Source organism: Dorea longicatena (assembly GCF_025150085.1).
Taxonomy (GTDB): Bacteria; Bacillota; Clostridia; order Lachnospirales; family Lachnospiraceae; genus Dorea_A; species Dorea_A longicatena.
This window is the reverse complement of the sequence record NZ_CP102280.1, coordinates 1,126,881-1,143,583: the sequence shown is the minus strand read 5'-3', so window position 1 is coordinate 1,143,583 and position 16,703 is coordinate 1,126,881. Positions and strand designations below refer to the sequence as shown.

Annotated in this window: 14 protein-coding genes and 1 tRNA gene; 3 read left to right on the top strand and 12 right to left on the bottom strand. The window is 40.8% G+C overall.

Annotated elements, in window-relative coordinates:
* Positions 1–7 precede the first annotated feature (7 nt).
* A complete protein-coding gene (locus NQ508_RS05370; protein ID WP_006427043.1) occupies positions 8–1,654 on the bottom strand; it encodes a putative manganese-dependent inorganic diphosphatase in 1,647 nt (548 codons plus the stop codon).
* Positions 1,655–1,849: 195 nt separating this feature from the next.
* On the opposite strand from NQ508_RS05370, the gene NQ508_RS05365 reads away from it, so the two are divergent.
* Positions 1,850–2,548: a S1 RNA-binding domain-containing protein gene (locus NQ508_RS05365; protein ID WP_044919788.1), complete on the top strand. Its 699-nt coding sequence runs from the start codon at positions 1,850–1,852 to the stop codon at positions 2,546–2,548.
* A gap of 271 nt (positions 2,549–2,819) precedes the next feature.
* Here the strand turns inward: NQ508_RS05365 and NQ508_RS05360 are convergent, their stop codons facing one another.
* Genes NQ508_RS05360 through NQ508_RS05350 form a run of 3 tightly spaced genes read right to left on the bottom strand, consistent with a single transcriptional unit; the run spans position 2,820 to position 6,454 of the window.
* Positions 2,820–4,775: an NAD(+) synthase gene (locus NQ508_RS05360; protein ID WP_006427045.1), complete on the bottom strand. Its 1,956-nt coding sequence runs from the start codon at positions 4,773–4,775 to the stop codon at positions 2,820–2,822.
* Between the two features lie 12 nt (positions 4,776–4,787).
* On the bottom strand, positions 4,788–5,666 hold the full coding sequence (gene hslO / locus NQ508_RS05355; protein ID WP_006427046.1) for an Hsp33 family molecular chaperone HslO: 879 nt from the start codon (positions 5,664–5,666) through the stop codon (positions 4,788–4,790).
* Between the two features lie 29 nt (positions 5,667–5,695).
* Complete coding sequence (locus NQ508_RS05350) at positions 5,696–6,454, bottom strand: class I SAM-dependent DNA methyltransferase (RefSeq protein WP_006427047.1); 759 nt, start codon at positions 6,452–6,454, stop codon at positions 5,696–5,698.
* A 215-nt stretch (positions 6,455–6,669) separates the two neighbouring features.
* Between NQ508_RS05350 and NQ508_RS05345 the strand changes: the two genes are divergently transcribed.
* The gene (locus NQ508_RS05345; protein WP_006427048.1) at positions 6,670–7,266 is read left to right on the top strand and encodes a TetR/AcrR family transcriptional regulator; all 597 of its coding nucleotides are present in this window, start codon (positions 6,670–6,672) and stop codon (positions 7,264–7,266) included.
* A 165-nt stretch (positions 7,267–7,431) separates the two neighbouring features.
* On the opposite strand, the gene NQ508_RS05340 is transcribed toward NQ508_RS05345, so the two are convergent.
* The 8 genes from NQ508_RS05340 to NQ508_RS05305 form a co-directional block, all read right to left on the bottom strand.
* Positions 7,432–8,586 (bottom strand): alanyl-tRNA editing protein, encoded by a 1,155-nt coding sequence (locus NQ508_RS05340; RefSeq protein WP_006427049.1) that lies wholly within the window; start codon positions 8,584–8,586, stop codon positions 7,432–7,434.
* Positions 8,587–8,591: 5 nt separating this feature from the next.
* Entirely contained in the window at positions 8,592–10,358 is a 1,767-nt protein-coding gene (gene argS / locus NQ508_RS05335) for an arginine--tRNA ligase (protein WP_044919791.1), read from the bottom strand.
* A 52-nt stretch (positions 10,359–10,410) separates the two neighbouring features.
* A complete protein-coding gene (locus tag NQ508_RS05330) occupies positions 10,411–11,052 on the bottom strand; it encodes a hypothetical protein (RefSeq protein WP_006427051.1) in 642 nt (213 codons plus the stop codon).
* Between the two features lie 76 nt (positions 11,053–11,128).
* Positions 11,129–11,200 (bottom strand) — tRNA-Arg (locus NQ508_RS05325).
* A 114-nt stretch (positions 11,201–11,314) separates the two neighbouring features.
* Entirely contained in the window at positions 11,315–12,199 is an 885-nt protein-coding gene (locus NQ508_RS05320) for a DUF5688 family protein (protein WP_006427053.1), read from the bottom strand.
* A 164-nt stretch (positions 12,200–12,363) separates the two neighbouring features.
* Positions 12,364–12,927: an elongation factor P gene (efp, locus tag NQ508_RS05315; protein ID WP_006427054.1), complete on the bottom strand. Its 564-nt coding sequence runs from the start codon at positions 12,925–12,927 to the stop codon at positions 12,364–12,366.
* A gap of 72 nt (positions 12,928–12,999) precedes the next feature.
* Positions 13,000–13,518 (bottom strand): YqeG family HAD IIIA-type phosphatase, encoded by a 519-nt coding sequence (locus tag NQ508_RS05310; protein WP_006427055.1) that lies wholly within the window; start codon positions 13,516–13,518, stop codon positions 13,000–13,002.
* A gap of 1 nt (position 13,519) precedes the next feature.
* Positions 13,520–14,302, bottom strand: coding sequence for a shikimate kinase (locus NQ508_RS05305; RefSeq protein WP_006427056.1), 783 nt, complete (start codon positions 14,300–14,302; stop codon positions 13,520–13,522).
* A 274-nt stretch (positions 14,303–14,576) separates the two neighbouring features.
* Between NQ508_RS05305 and NQ508_RS05300 the strand changes: the two genes are divergently transcribed.
* Entirely contained in the window at positions 14,577–16,577 is a 2,001-nt protein-coding gene (locus NQ508_RS05300) for an oxidoreductase (protein WP_006427057.1), read from the top strand.
* The last annotated feature ends 126 nt before the right edge of the window (positions 16,578–16,703 follow it).

Here is a 16,703-nt window from a genome sequence, read left to right as displayed (position 1 = left end):
CTTTTTTCTACTGCTGTAATTCACTTACCAGAGTCGGTATCAGCTGTTTCTTTCTGGATACAACTCCCTTTAAGATCATCTTTTCGCTGTCTTCTTTCAGATCGAATGCATCAATGATATACTCTTTCGCTTTTGCGCCGCAGCACAATAGTTCTGTCGATTCATCCAGAATATCCGTCAGCATAAAGAATACCATCTGTACTCCATTTTTCTCCAGTACTTCCGGCAGATATGGAGTCAGCATCTCTTTCACTTCCTGCAGTTCTTCTTTACTCATCGAATTCAGCTGTCCCACGCCAAATACCATATCATTTACTGTAAACTGCTTGAAATCCTGGAAACAGATATCTTCTGCCGTCTTTCCTGCAAGACTGCTTCCTGCCTTGAACATTGCCTGTGCCTGTTCTTCCAGATTGATTCCTGCAATCTTTCCAAGTTTCTTTGCAACTTTTTCATCCAGCGATGTGCAGGTCGGCGAGCGGAACAACAGTGTATCGGAAATGATTGCCGAACACAGAAGTCCTGCAATCGTTGGTGTGATCTCTACGTCGTTTTCTTTATACATCTGATATACGATCGTTGCCGTACATCCTACCGGCTGGTTTCTGAAAAATACAGGTCCCATCGTCTCGATATTTCCCAGTCTGTGATGATCAATGATCTCCACGATCTCAGCTTCCTCGATACCGTCTACTGCCTGATTCTTCTCGTTATGATCCACCAAGATCACTTTCTTTTTACTTACATTTAAGAAACGACGTCTTGATACGAATCCCTTAAACTTCCCATGCCGGTCGATAATCGGGAAATCACGGTATTTCTTCTTTGCCATAACTTCCTTAATATCTTCCACATAATCACTCATATGGAAACAAGTAAGTGGTGTCTTCGTCATAAAGCGCTTGACCGGAACGCTCTGGTTGATCAGTCTGGCTGCCGTAAATGTATCGTGCGGTGTACTGATAATTACCGTACTCTGCTCATCTGCACGTTTGATCACTTCTTCGGATACTTCCGCATTCTGGCAGACTACCATACAGCTTACATCAATATCAAGTGCACACATCTGTGATTCTACACGATTTCCAAGGATCACCAGATCATCTTTTTCTATAAATTCCTGCATAAGCTCCGGACTTGATGCACCGATTGCTACTTTTCCTTTTGTAAAATATCCATGTTCGTTACCGGTTACCATCTCTCCATCCAGTGTATTCATGATGTTACGATACTGCGTTCTTGCTTTGGAAAGGATCATATTATCATATACATCCATATAAGATGTCGCAATGTCTCCGGTTGAAATAACACCCAGGAGCTCTTCATCTCTTAAAATCGGAAGTGTCTTGATGTTATTCTCCTTCATCTTTGTCCATGTATCTTTCAAAGATACATTCGGTCCTACACCATCTATCTGGTGGATATCCATATCTTTTACCTGTAATTTGACATTCTCCAGAAGATTTGGAACCTTCACTCCAAATTTCTGTAATACATAGTGTGTCTCTTCATTTATCTGACCGGCTCTTTTTGCAATATAATCATTACCGGTTATTTCTCTTTTTAAATTTGCATAGGCAATTGCTGAACAGATGGAATCCGTATCGGGATTCTTATGTCCTACAACGTATATTTTTCCTGCTTTCTTAGCCATATTTTCTCTTTCACATCCCTTTTTATATCATCTCTTAAGTATTAAGCTTGCCATCTTTTTAAGAATTCGTCAACCTTTATTTCTATGTATTTCGTATTTTTCTTTGAACAATATTATACTTCTATGCTATACTTAAGACAGTATAAAAGAACATTTTCAATTATGTTCTTAATAATAAGAAGGGAACTTAATACTATGAGCGAAGAATTATTACACGAAGAAACACAGAACGAAGGAACACCTGTTACAATGGCTGATCTTGAGGAACATTTTGACGATGCAAATCCATGGAATGTAGTAAAATCTTACATGGAAAAAGGTACTGTCCTTCCTGTAAAAGTAGAAGGGATTGTAAATGGCGGCGCCATTGCCATGGTTGAAGGTTTGCGTGGATTCATCCCGGCATCCAGATTATCTCTCTCCTATATCGAAGATCTTGAAACTTACCTGTTAAAAGATATTGAAGTCAAAGTCATCGATGTAGATGAAGCAAATAACCGTCTCGTACTCTCTGCACGCGAGATTCTCCAGGAAAAAGCAAGAAAGGAAAGAGAAGCTAAGATTGCCGCTGTCAAAGTTGGAAGCATCGTAACAGGCACTGTAGAAAGCCTTCAGAATTACGGAGCATTTGTAGATCTCGGCGACGGTCTCTCCGGTCTGGTACACATTTCCCAGATCAGCTTAAAACGAATCAAATCACCTGCTGATGTATTAAATGTCGGAGACGAAGTAACTGTAAAGATCATCGGAATAAAAGATGGCAAGATCAGCCTGAGTATGAAAGCTCTCGAAGAAGAGAAAAAAGAGGAAGAAGAAATCCATGTAGAGATCCCGAAGGCTGAAGAGATCGGTACAAGTCTTGGGGATTTATTCAAAGGGTTGAAATTAGATTAGTTTCTATTTAATCGATTAACAGAGTTGGCCTCTCGGTCCTTGAAGAACACAGTATATAGTTGTTCTTGTTCAGGTTCCGTACACTAAGAAACAGTAAGAGCGCCAAAATAACCTAAAAACAAAGGAATTACGTTCACAACTCGTCCCTTGGGGACTCAAACAAGTTCACTACATTCCTTTAACGGTTATTTTGACGCTCTAACTGTTTCTAAACACACTCCACGTTCACTAGAACGGCTATTTTTTATAACCTTTACGTATAATCGGAAAATTATAATATAAGCCTTGATTTTCCGGTGCTTCTATACACTTCCGGATTCACCTTCTCCAAATCCCGCAGCCACACTTCCGAGCAAGCATCACTCGGCATTCTCCAGTCTCCTCTAGGAGATAATGCCACGGTTCCAACCTTCGGGCCATCCGGCAGACAGGAGCGTTTGAACTGCTGGATAAAGAATCTTCTGCAGAATGTGTATAACCATTTGTAGATGGTTGCATCATCATATTCACCCTCAAATGCATAACGTGCGATACGGTAGATCTTACTTGGTTCATAGCTGAATCTCAACAGATAATATAAGAAGAAATCATGTAATTCATAAGGGCCGACCAGATCTTCTGTCTTCTGCGCAATCTCACCGTCTTTTGGCGGAAGGAGTTCCGGGCTGACCGGTGTATCCAGCACATCGTACAGTACTTCTTTCAACTCCTGATCTTCACAGGTATCTGCATAATAATGTACAAGGTGACGTACCAGCGTCTTCGGAACAGATGCATTCACTCCATACATAGACATATGGTCTCCGTTATAAGTTGCCCATCCAAGTGCAAGTTCGGACATATCTCCTGTTCCGATCACGATTCCTCCTGTCTGATTTGCTACATCCATCAATACCTGAGTTCTCTCTCTTGCCTGAGAATTTTCATAGGTTACACTATGATCCTCCGGATCATGCCCGATATCTTTAAAATGCTGTTCGACCGCTGCCCCTACCGGGATTTCCCGCAGTGTTGCTCCGAGCTTTACTGACATCTTGCATGCATTCTGATAAGTTCTGTCCGTAGTTCCAAAACAAGGCATCGTCACAGCTACAATTCCACTACGATCCATTCCTAATGCGTCAAATGCTTTTGCTGACACCAACAGTGCCAGCGTAGAATCCAGACCTCCCGAAATACCAACGACTGCACTTTTGGCATGTGCATGTGCCAGACGTTTTTTCAGCCCCATAGCCTGAATCGTCAGAATTTCTTCACAACGCAAGTTTCTCTCTGCCATCACACTTGGCACAAATGGTCTGGATGCAAATCTTCTTGTAAGCTCTGTTTCCTCTACATGGATCTCAAACGGAATACGGATCAGTGTCCTCTCTTTTTCCGTCTGGAATGTTGTATTCTTGCGGCGCTCACTTAATAAACGTTTTACATCTATCTCTGTATAGATCACTTCATTTGAGAAACGATTGCTGGATGCAAGTGTCGTTCCATTCTCTGCAATAATATTATGTCCTCCAAATACCAGATCTGTCGTAGACTCTCCTTCTCCGGCATTGGCATAAATGTATCCACAGATCAATCTTGCCGACTGCCCTTCGATCAGGCTCTCGCGATAAGCCGCCTTACCGATTGTCTCATCGCTTGCCGAACAGTTAACGATTACTGTAGCACCTTCTCTTGCTGCAAGTGTACTTGGCGGGATCGGAGACCACACATCTTCACAGATCTCTGCCGAAACGACCAGTTCCTCCATCTGTTCTGCCACAAATAGGAGCTGTGGCCCGAATGGAATTTTCTTTCCATCTAATGTAATCCACCTTGCCATATCCGGTCCCGGACGGAATTGACGCATCTCATAAAATTCCCCATAATTCGGAAGAAATGTCTTTGTCGTAAGTCCCAGAATATTTCCACGATTTAACGCAGCCGCAACATTATAAAGTTCTCCGTCTACAGCAAGCGGGACACCTATAAATATGAGTGCATCCTTTTCTTTTGTATAATCTGCAATCTTAAATAAAGCTTCTTTTGCCTCTTTCAGTAATATATCCTGCATAAAAAGATCACTACAGGTATATCCCGTCACACACAACTCCGGAAATACAATGACTTTTGCTCCGTTTGCAACTGTCTCGTCGATCATTTTACAGATATTTTCTGTATTATAAGCAACATCTGCCACTCTGATATCCGGAGTCGCAGCCGCTGCTTTTACAAATCCGTCTTTCATGACTCTTTCTCCTTATCGTTTACAACGTTTTAAGATATCTTTCAGTTCATCTACCGTATATTTGTATGCGGTATTACAGAAATGACATTTTACTTCGATATCCTTCCCTTCATCGATCATATCCTGGATTTCTTTCTTTCCAACACTGATCACGGCTTTTTCTACACGTTCTTTTGAACAGTTACAATAGAATTTTGTCGGCATAGTGTCTGTAATTTCCAGGCCCAGATTTCCCAGCAGAATCTCCAGGATCTGCTCCGGTGTTTCTCCTTTTTTCAGATGATCTGTTACTGATGTTATGTTTTTTAAATTTTCTTCAATCTGACTGATCGTCTCTTCTTTGGCAAATGGCATCATCTGAATGATAAAGCCACCGGCACATTCTACCGTATTATCTTTTTCCATCAGTACACCAAGGCCTACCGAAGATGGTACCTGTTCTGAATTGGCAAAATAATACGTCAGATCTTCTGCTATCTCACTGGATACAAGAATTGTCTGTCCGGAATATGGTTCCTTTAATCCCATATCTTTTATAACCTGTAAAAGACCGATTCCAACAGCACCTCCCACATCAAGCTTTCCATTCTTTGGCGGCAGCATAACATCCGGATTATTAACATATCCTTTAACATCACCTTTACTGTCTGCGGTAACGGTGATACCACCGAGCGGTCCGTCTCCTCTTACCTGCAGTGTCAGCATATCTGTCTCATTTTTCATCATGCTTCCCATCATCGCTCCTGCTGTCAGTAATCTTCCCAGTGCCGCTGTCGCAACCGGGCTGGTATTATGATGTTCTCTGGCCGTTTCTACCAGTTCTTTTGTTGTCGCAGCAAAGGCTCTTACCTGCCCTTCCGCTGCTGTTGCTCTTACAATATAATCTTTCATGTGTGTATTCCCTTCTTTATTATTTCTGTCTATTTTCCATATTCTCTTGCGATCACTGTAATCCGTTCGCTTGTATACATCGGTGCTTTCTTCGTATACGCATCATATGCTGCAACGAATTTCAGTCCTGCTTTTTCTAACAATCCGCGCATTTCCCGCAATGTATATGCCTTTTGGAAATGGCTCTCCTGATATTTTCTGTACAGAGACGCCTCTTCATCCTCACGTACAAATAAAGTCAGTTCATATTCATTGATCATTGATGTATGATTGTAATAATTTTCCCAGATAAAACTGCATTCATCCCTGTCTTCCGCGATTACCTGATTTCCCAGCACTTCTCTGTACTTATATTCTGTATTAAAATCAAAAATAAAAATACCTTGCGGATCCAGATAATTATTGACCAGACGGAATACTTCCTGCAGTTCATTCTTTTCTGTCACATAATTGACACAATCACAGACACTGACTATTGCTCTCACAGTTCCGTACAGTTCAAACTCCTGCATATTCTGCAACAGATAAAGGATATCATGGCCACTCTCAATCCTTTTCTCCATGGCAATCTCCAGCATATCTTCGGAATTATCTACTCCGATCATATCATACCCTTTTTCAGCCAGGAGTTCTGTCATACTTCCGGTCCCGCATCCCAGTTCCAGAACCAGTCCGTCTTTTACTCCGTATTCTTTTAATCTGTCTTCCAGATAATCCGCCCATTCTTCATACGGCACATTATCCATAAATGTATCATAAACCTCGGCAAAACTTGTATATGCCTCCATGTATAATCTCCTTTTTCATACGTATTTAACATTTCTATTATATCGGTATTCTATTAAAAAGGCAATACGAAGAAAATATGACCAACAGTCAATTTTATTTGACTTCTTATTTCTGATTTGCTATACTTATTATGTTGAGATATTTATTTCAGTATCTGTACAAAACTACTCTAAGCAATTTGTACAAAAAGTTATAAAAGGAAGTCTGATTACTCATGGGAAGAGTCGAGGAAAATAAAAAAAAGAAAAAGGAAGCACTCTTTCGCACTGCATATGAATTATTTACCACCAAAGGGATCAATTCAACCGCCATTTCTGACATTGTTGAAAAAGCAGGTGTAGCGAAAGGAACTTTCTATCTGTATTTTAAAGATAAGTATGATATCAAAAATAAGCTGATCGCTCACAAAACCAAAGAATTATTTGATCATGCGGCAATTGCTCTGGAGCACTCCGGCATCACCGGACTTGAAGACCAGCTGATTTTTATCATTGATGACATCATTAATATTTTAGTAAATAATAAGCCTTTGCTGAACTTTATTTCAAAAAATCTTGTAATGGGTGCATTAAAATCTGCTTTCTGGGCCGAAGACGAAGGTGACAAAATCTTCTATGAACGATACCTGGAGCTGGTAGAAGCCGATGAACACGAATATCAGGATATTGACATTATGCTATTCACTATTCTGGAATTGGCTGGTTCCACCGGATACAATTCTATACTGTTTGAAGAACCTGTATCTATCGAAAAGTACAAGCCATTTCTTTATCGAACCGTCCGTCTGATCATTCAAAGTCATAGAAAATAGTGCGCATAGTCTGAGCCGTTTCTTACGAGTGCATGACAATTTATAAAGCAGAATCCGCAGTGTAGTATGTAACATAAATATCTTTTTATGTTCCTGCAAACAAATTTGTGTTACATACTACACTGCGGATTTTATTGTCTGGTAGTTTCTTTATGATTCACACGATTACTTATACTGCATAAGCAATTCCTTCATAGCCTTACCGGTTCCCTTCACAGATCCCTGAACCATCTCCGGCTTTCCACCACCACGTCCTTCAAACGCGACGTTTAATGCTTTGCTGATCGGGCGTACATCCTCACTCCTGCTTCCGATTACATATCGATAACCGTCCGTATCTGTTCCGGCAAATACCGCACAGATCACTGCGCCTTTATCAAGCAGCCTGTTCATCATTTCTCTTGGAAGATTACCGGACAATGCGCTGTCGAATACAGTCACAATCTTCTCTTCTACCGGAATCTCTGCCACACGAAATTCCAGGAGTTTCTGCTGTAATTCTGCGATCTGGCTCTTCATACGTGTCTGCTCATCTTTAAGCTTACCAACCGCATCTGCCACTTCATATTCTTTTGCACATAACAGTGCCGAGATTTCTTTTGTCATGGCATCTTTTTTCTCATAATCCCGCATTGCACGTCTTCCGCAGAGCATTGTGATACGCTCACCGCCTTTATAATTGGCCATGCTTACCAGCTTGACAGCTCCGATCTCACCGGTCGTCTTCACATGTGGCGCACAGCATGCACACACATCATAACCTGGGATCTTTACAATACGTACCTGACCCTCAATCTCGATCTTGCTGCGATAATCCATATCTTTCAGCTCATCCTTCGACGGATAAAGAATCTCGATTTCAAGATCCTGATATACTGCCTCATTTGCCGCTGCCTCAATCTCTTTCAACTGTTCTTTACTGATCGTACCATCAAAATCCATTGTACAGTAATCGGCCCCCAGATGAAAACCGACATTGTTATATCCAAATCTTTCATGCACGATACCGGATACAATATGCTCTCCGGTATGCTGCTGCATCTTTTCAAAACGTTCTTCCCAGTTGATCTTTCCGGTCACAATACTTCCCACTTCCAATGGTGCAGTCGTATAATGATAGATCACATCGTCTTTTTCATGCACATCTGTAACGTTCACGGTTCCCAGAACTCCTGTATCTGCATACTGACCGCCGCCTTCCGGGAAGAATACCGTCTGGTCCAGTACCACACGGTAGCCATCCTTTGCTTCTTCACAGGAAATTACTTTTGCTGTAAATTCGGTTCTGTGACTGTCCTCATAAAATAATTTCTCTGTCATCCTACTTACATCCTTTCCGGTGCTTCAAATCCAAGTACGTCAATACATCCTTCCAGTACATCTTTTGTTACTTTCAGAAGTGCAATATAACTCTTCTGTTTCTCAGCGTTTTCTTCACCCAGAATCTTTGTCTCATGGTAGAAACGGTTAAATGCATTTGCAAGATCATAAATATATGCACAGATCTTATGCGGTGCAAGGTCCTGGAACGCATTTGCGATCACATCGTTATATTTAGCTGCTTCAAGCATCAGTGCTTTCTCGCAGTCCGCATGTGCTTCCTGTACCTTTAATCCATCCAGGCTGTTTCCCTGTGCCTGATATTTATGCAGGATTGATTTAATACGAACGATCGTATAGAGAATATACGGACCTGTATTACCTTCAAATGAAATAAATCTGTCCACATCAAAAACATAATCTTTTGATGCCTGATTTGAAAGATCTCCGTATTTAAGTGCAGCTACTCCAATCATATTAGCTGTCTTTCTTGCTTCTTCTTCTTCAATCGCATGATTTTCAGAAATTTTCTTATACATCTTCTCCGCAGTTTCCGAAATCAGTGTCTCCAGGCGCATAACTCCGCCTTCTCTTGTCTTAAACGGCTTACCATCTTTTCCATTCATAGTGCCAAATCCAAGGAATTTCAATTCAGTCTCTGCCGGAACGATTCCTGTCTTTTTCGCAGAACGGAATACCTGTGTAAAATGAAGTTCCTGACGTTTATCAACAACATAGATAACCTTATCCGGATGATAATCTTCGACACGCTGTACCAGTGTAGCAAGATCGGTTGTCCCATACAGTGAAGCTCCATCTGATTTCTGAATCATACATGGAGGGATCTCTTTTGTGTCAGTCTCCTCCTGCACATCAATAACCAGAGCCCCCTGATCTTCATGCGCAAATCCGTCTTTTTTCAACTTATCGATCATGTCAGGAATATATGCCTGTGCATCAGACTCTCCCTTCCAGAGATCAAAACTTACATTTAGATTTGCATAATTTCTTTTCAGATCAGATACAGATACATTGATAATATGATTCCAGATTGCACGATATCCTCTATGTCCATTCTGTAACAGATATGTTGCATGTAATGCATTCTCTCTGTAAGCATCATCTTCTTTCGCCTTACCACTTGCTGTTGGATAGATCTCTTCCAACTCGCTGATAGTAAACGGTGCTTCTTTTGGATATTCTCCTTCAAAAGATTCATCAAAATATGGCAGCTCTGGTTTTCTTTCTTTTAACTCTGTGATGATCAGTCCCATCTGATATCCCCAGTCGCCAAGATGGATATCTCCAAGAACCTCATGTCCCATTTTTCTCGCAATTCGTTTAACGCTTTCCCCGATAATTGCAGAACGCAGATGTCCTACATGCAGTGGTTTTGCCACATTCGGTCCGCCGTAATCCACAACGATCATCTCAGGGTTCTCTGCCTTCTGAATACCAAGATCTTCTGCTTCTTCCATCTGGTTCAGATAATCTGCAACAAATGCTTTTTTCAGTCTGATATTGATAAATCCCGGCTTTACAACCTCTACCTCTTCCATACATGCGCTGTCCTTTAACAGGGCAACTACATCCTCTGCGATCATGAACGGTGCCTTTTTATAAGCTTTTGCTCCCGCCATTGCACCGTTACACTGGTATTCACAAAGATCCGGACGATTTGATAATGTTACTTTTCCGTAAGCTCTGTCATAACCTGCTTTTTCAAATGCATCCGCAAGTTCTTCTGCAATATAATCAATGATTTTCTTCACTTTGTATCTCCTCCATTCATCCTTTTATGATATCTGATATTTCCAGAGTTTTCTAATTTCCTATGGAATTCTCATATGCATCCTTCAGCTCATCCAGCGCCTCCTTCAAAAGTGCGTCTGAACCAACTGCTTTCTGATAAGACTCCTGCGTCTGATTCATCAGAGCCTGTACGTCTTCATGTTCTGCGATCCGGTTAATATATTCCCGGATTTCTTTTTTCTTTACTTGCTGAGTTATCTGGTAATTTCCCTGAGAATCCTTTTTGACATACAATGTTCCAAGTCCGGGAACCTCTGTATATATATCTTTGATCTTCATATCATATCTGACGAACGCCACATATGTATCTTTGTACTTTCCGGATTTTGTATAGATTTTAAAATGATCATACATCTCCACAAATTCCGTATCGGCCTTCTTTTCTGTATAGTAATCTTTTACTGCCTTTATCATCTGTTCATCCGTCTCTTCTTTCAGTGGATTCGTCTGCATATTTTCGCAACCACCGTTTACCAGAACTACTTTCTGTGAACTGACGAATTGTTCTGTCTTCTGTACTTTCTTTTCTTTCTCTTTAGTGAGTCCGAATCCGAGAATTCCTACAAGTAGAACAAGCGAAAACAACACCAGAATAAATACCAGTCTTTTATATCTGTTCTTCCTTGTCAGGACCTCATGAATCTTTACTTTCATAAGACTCCCTCCATACAAGACCCGCCACCGACAGTTCATTATGAACACATGGCGATAGAAAATAGTAAAAAAAGTACACACCCGGGCGGATTCGAACCGCCGCTCCCGCCTCCGGAGGGCGGTGCTCTATCCCCTGAGCTACGGGTGCGTATACAATTACCATATGAAATTGCCTTAGTCATATTAACACATCTTTGAACTAAAGTAAAGGAAATGCTTTCGACTTTTCTCGCATTTCCTTCACTTTTTCTACTTTTCTTACTTAAAAGAGCAGTTTTCCCGTATCGCATTCATAATAATATGCTCTGTTCGAAAGCACTTCTTCCTCTTCTACCTGCGTCTCATTGATCTCTTCAATCATCTCACACAATTCTTCCTTCCCAGGAGCTTCGCTTTCTGCCACGATGATCGTCTCATGTACGCTGCTTGGAAGTATATAATAGTTTTCTTCCAATTCTTCGCCAATTTTTCTAAGCAGATCCGGATACATCATCGCACATGCTCCGTAACTTCTCATAACATTACTTAGAATATACATTTTCCCCGTCTGTTCTTCTATTTCTCTTCCAATTTCCAGAAGTTCCATGATCACAGAACGCATTGTCGAAAAATCATATGGTAATAATTTCTGTGTATTCTTGCATGCCCGATAATAAATATCCTCCTCCGATACCTTCCACATCTTAAGATGTTCTCTTCTCACCAGCATAGAGGCCATTCCATATTCATCCATCTCCAGCAGCACATAATACACGATGGCAAGATCAAGATATTCCTTATACGGGACATCCTCAAGAAGCTTCCGATTCCGTTCCCGGTTAACCAGACGATATATGATTCTTCCTTTCACGAAATCATAACTTTTTACTTTTTCACCTTCTTTCCAGGAATTCTGGAAACGTATTTTTTCATACAACGATAAGATATCTTTCACTATCAATTCCAGTGGATAGCCTCTTTTGAATTGTTGAAAATATTCTTCCAGATATATTGTCGGTGATATATTAATACCATTCTCAGAAATCATAATTCCTGTCCGTTTCACACCATTATTTTTTATATTCGTATGAACGCTTATTTTTCTTTCTTCTTTCACCTCTTTCTTTATTTTTTCTTCTACTGCGTGGATAAACTGATAATATGTCATAGAACTCCTTCCTATCCAGCAATATTCAAAAACTGTTGTCTGAAATATGCGGTGATTCAACCGCCCGAAATAAATAGAATTATTTAAGAAATATTATGGTATTTAGATTATAAAAAAGCCCTGCAAAAAATGCAAGGCTTTTTATAAAAATCATAAAACAAATTTTATGCTCTTGAAAGATATGCTCCTGTACGGGTATCAATCTTGATTGTCTCGCCCTGATCAACGAACAGTGGAACGTTAACCTTAGCGCCAGTCTCAACGATAGCCGGTTTTGTAGCACCTGTAGCTGTGTTACCTTTTACACCTGGCTCTGTCTCTGTTACAACTAATTCTACGCTGAGCGGTGGATCGATCGCGAACGCATTTCCCTGATAGAAGCTGATTGTTACTTCTTCATTCTCTTTTACAAATTTCATAGAATCTGCTGCATCCTCTGCGCTGATCATGATCTGTTCAAATGTCTCATTGTCCATGTAGTTGTAGAACTCACCATCGTTATACAGATACTGCATTTTCTTTCTCTCGATATGAGCCTGTTCAAATGTCTCTGTTGGACGGAATGTTGTCTCTACCACACCACCGTCAATAATATTTTTCATTTTAACACGCACGAATGCTGCACCTTTACCAGGTTTTACATGCATGAAATCGATAACCTGACATACTTTTCCGTCAACTTCGATTGTTACACCATTACGGATGTCTCCTGCTGAAACTTTAGCCATTACCTTATCCTCCTTAAATCGCGTATACACGCTTACGTAATTTCATCTCATATTATTCTATAATACATGATATTATTTTTCAACCTTTTTTTCGCACTGTAAACTTTTCTTATAAAAATGCAGCACGATTTTTTCCAGATAGCGTTTTAAAACAATCTGGATTTCCTCCTTCGGATGTATCGGTTTTACCAGAATATTCGGGATCCCGGCACGTTTTGCTCCCCACACATCGGTAAAAAGCTGGTCTCCGATAAATACCGTACTGTCTCTGTCCGTGCCCATGATCTCCATCGCCTTTAAATAATTTCTGATGGATGGTTTATGCGCATTATAGACATAATCCACCTGGATATCTTTGTTGAACATCTCCACTCTCGGTTTCTGATTATTGGAGATCAGACAACACCGAAAGCCAATCGACTTCAGTCTTTTGAACAAAGCTCTGGCCCTTTCATCTGCCGGTGCCCCGTGCGGAACTAATGTATTATCAATATCAAAGATCAGTCCACGTACACCTTCTTTATATAATCCTTCAAAATCAATCACATATGTAGATGCCACATAGCGATCCGGGAAAAATTTATCAAACATACTATTCTTCTGACTCCTGCAGACGCTGAACCAGTTCCTCACAAATCTGAAGGACTGTCTTATCATCTGTATTGATTACGATATCTGCTGCCGCTTCATATTTCTCACGACGCTGTTCCATAAGTTCTGAAATGCCTTTGACATTCTTTCTTCCATTTAATACCGGTCTGTCATTACTGTCTTTGACACGTTCGTAAATGGTCTCCGGTGTAGCGGTAAGAAGAACCACTCTTCCGTTCTTCTTCATCTCTGCCACATTTCTCTCTCTTAAGGCTGCGCCACCACCACATGAGATAACTGCATTCTTATGTGACTGCATCTCAATCAGAAGATTTGTCTCCAGATCACGGAAGTACTCTTCGCCATATGTAGCAAAGATATCCGAAATACTCATCTCTTCACGTTCTGCAATCACCTGATCCATCTCTACAATATCCATATCGAACATCGTGCTTAAGTAATCAGAGATAGTTGTCTTACCTGCTCCCATAAATCCGATCAGTACAATATTATAATCAAAGAGTTTTCTTGCCTGGATTCTCTTACTGTTGCGTAAAATGCAGCCAAATACATCAAAGATTTCTTCTTTATATCTGTTATCTGACAGCTTTTCCTCCAGACGTTTCTTCTGCTTTTCTTCCTGCTGTGGCTGTAAGATTGGCATACCATATTCTTCTTTATATGCCATGATCTTTTCAATAATAGAATTACGTTCTACCAATGCGTCAATAATCTTATCATCGCATAAAGCTAATTGCTCTCTGTACATCTCCAAATCATTCATGTCCTGTACTCTCCTATGAAAAAATAAAACTTTCGTCTAATATACTCACGTATTATAGCAATAAATTTTCTTTCACGCAAGTTTATCCTACATATTCCTGCATATTCATTCAATACTTTTGTATATTTTTTACTTTTATGGTTAGAATCCATAGACAAAATCTATCAACTTTTGCAGAAACATGAATTTGTCTTTTATTTAACAAAATCATATAATCGAGGTATAGAGAGAAGTAACTCAAATACAATCAGATTTTAATGGAGGATAATAAACTATGAAAAACAATTTTCCACACGTATTCAGCCCTCTGACAGTCAGAGGTATGACACTTAAAAACCGTGTTGTAATGATGCCTATGGGAAGTGACTTCGCCGGACATGATGGGGAACTGAGCGATGAACATATCAAATATTATGAGCTGCGTGCACGTGGCGGCACAGGGCTTATCATGGTTGAGAACGTCTGTGTAAAATATCCGGAAGGATCGAACGGAACTACACAGCTTCGTCTTGACAAGGACTGCTACATTCCACGCCTTTTTACATTAACGGAAGCCTGTCACAGACAGGGGGCTTTGATGGGAATTCAGATTAACCATGCCGGTGCTTCTGCAATGAGTTCAAGAATCGGCATGCAGCCGGTATCCGCTTCTCGTTTTCCATCCAAAGCCGGTGGAGAGATTCCTCGCGGACTTTCTAAAGAAGAGATTGAAAGTATTGCAAAAGATTATGGAACAGCTGCAAAGAGAGCTGTCAATGCCGGATTCGATGTTGTAGAGATCCACGCCGGACACTCTTACCTGATCAGCCAGTTCTTATCTCCTACCACCAATGACCGTACAGATGAATTTGGAGGCTCTGCCAAAAACCGTGCCCGTTTCTGCCGTATGATAATTGACGAAGTTCGTAAAGCTGTCGGACCTAGAGTTCCTATTTCTTTACGTCTTAGTGTAGATGAGCTTGTCGAAGGCGGTAATACGGTAGAAGATTGTCTGGAATATCTCGAATATCTGAATGATGAAGTTGATATCTACGATACTTCAGCAGGACTGAATGCTTCTATCCAGTATCAGATCGATGCCAACTATCTGGAAGACGGATGGCGTTCATACATGGCAAAGGCCGTTCGCGATAAATTTGGAAAGCCAACGATCGCTATCGGAAATATCCGAGATCCTAAGATTGCCGATGATATCCTTGCAAGAGGCGACGCTGACCTGATCGGTATAGGACGTGGCCTGATTGCTGACCCGGACTGGTGTAATAAAGCACAGTATGGCGATGTATGTGATATCCGCAAATGTATCTCTTGTAATGTAGGATGTGTTGGTAACCGTATCGGCGGTAACAAACCACTTCGTTGTACAATCAACCCGGATCTGATCAACGGAGAAGCTTATAAGAAACAGAAAGTAAACAAACCATGCAACGTTGTAGTTGTCGGTGCCGGAACTGCAGGACTTGAGGCCGCATGCACTGCTGCAGAAGTCGGATGCAACGTTACATTATTAGAGAAAGGAAAAGAAGTTGGTGGTCTGTCTGTTGAGATTTCAAAGATTCCTGCAAAGAAGAGACTTGCTGATTTCCCAACCTACCTGAAACACCGTGCATCAAAACTTTCTAATCTGACAATCAAAACGGGAGTCGATGCAACTGTTGCTGAGATCAAAAAATACAAACCTGACCTTGTTGTAAACTCAACCGGTTCTGTACCGCTTCTTCCACCGATTGAAGGACTGCATGACAACCTTGGAAAGAAAGATGCCAGCGTTTATTCTATCAAGGATATGATTGCCAACTTAAAGAACTATCCGGAAGACATGACAGGCAAGAAAGTCGTAGTTGTCGGTGGTGGTGCTGTAGGACTTGACGTTGTTGAATTTTTTGCTCCACGCGGTGCTGAAACAACCATCATCGAAATGATGCCAATCATTGGAAACGGCCTGGATGCCTCTTCTACATCAAGCATGAAAGAATGCATGGAAAAACATCATGTCAGACAGATGACCAACACATCTCTTCAGAAGGTAAATGCTCATTCCTTCCTCGTAAAATACGACGGAAAAGAAGAAGAACTTCCGTTTGACTATGGTTTCGTATGCCTCGGAATGAGAGCAAACGCTCCAATCTGGAATGACATTCAGGAAGCGTTCGTTGGCGAAGATGTTGAAGTTCTGAACATCGGTGACTCTGTCCGCGCAAGACGTATCATCGACGGAACAGATGCCGGACGCCACATGGTATTAAATACCCTTGAAAGATTAAACTATCTTTAAAATATTTCCCATAAAGGGTAACCCTTTCCAATATAAATATAAATACAAAAAAAGCCTCGGAGAATTATTTACTTATGATTCTCCGAGACTTTTTCTACATTATAATTCTACCTTCTATTATGCTCA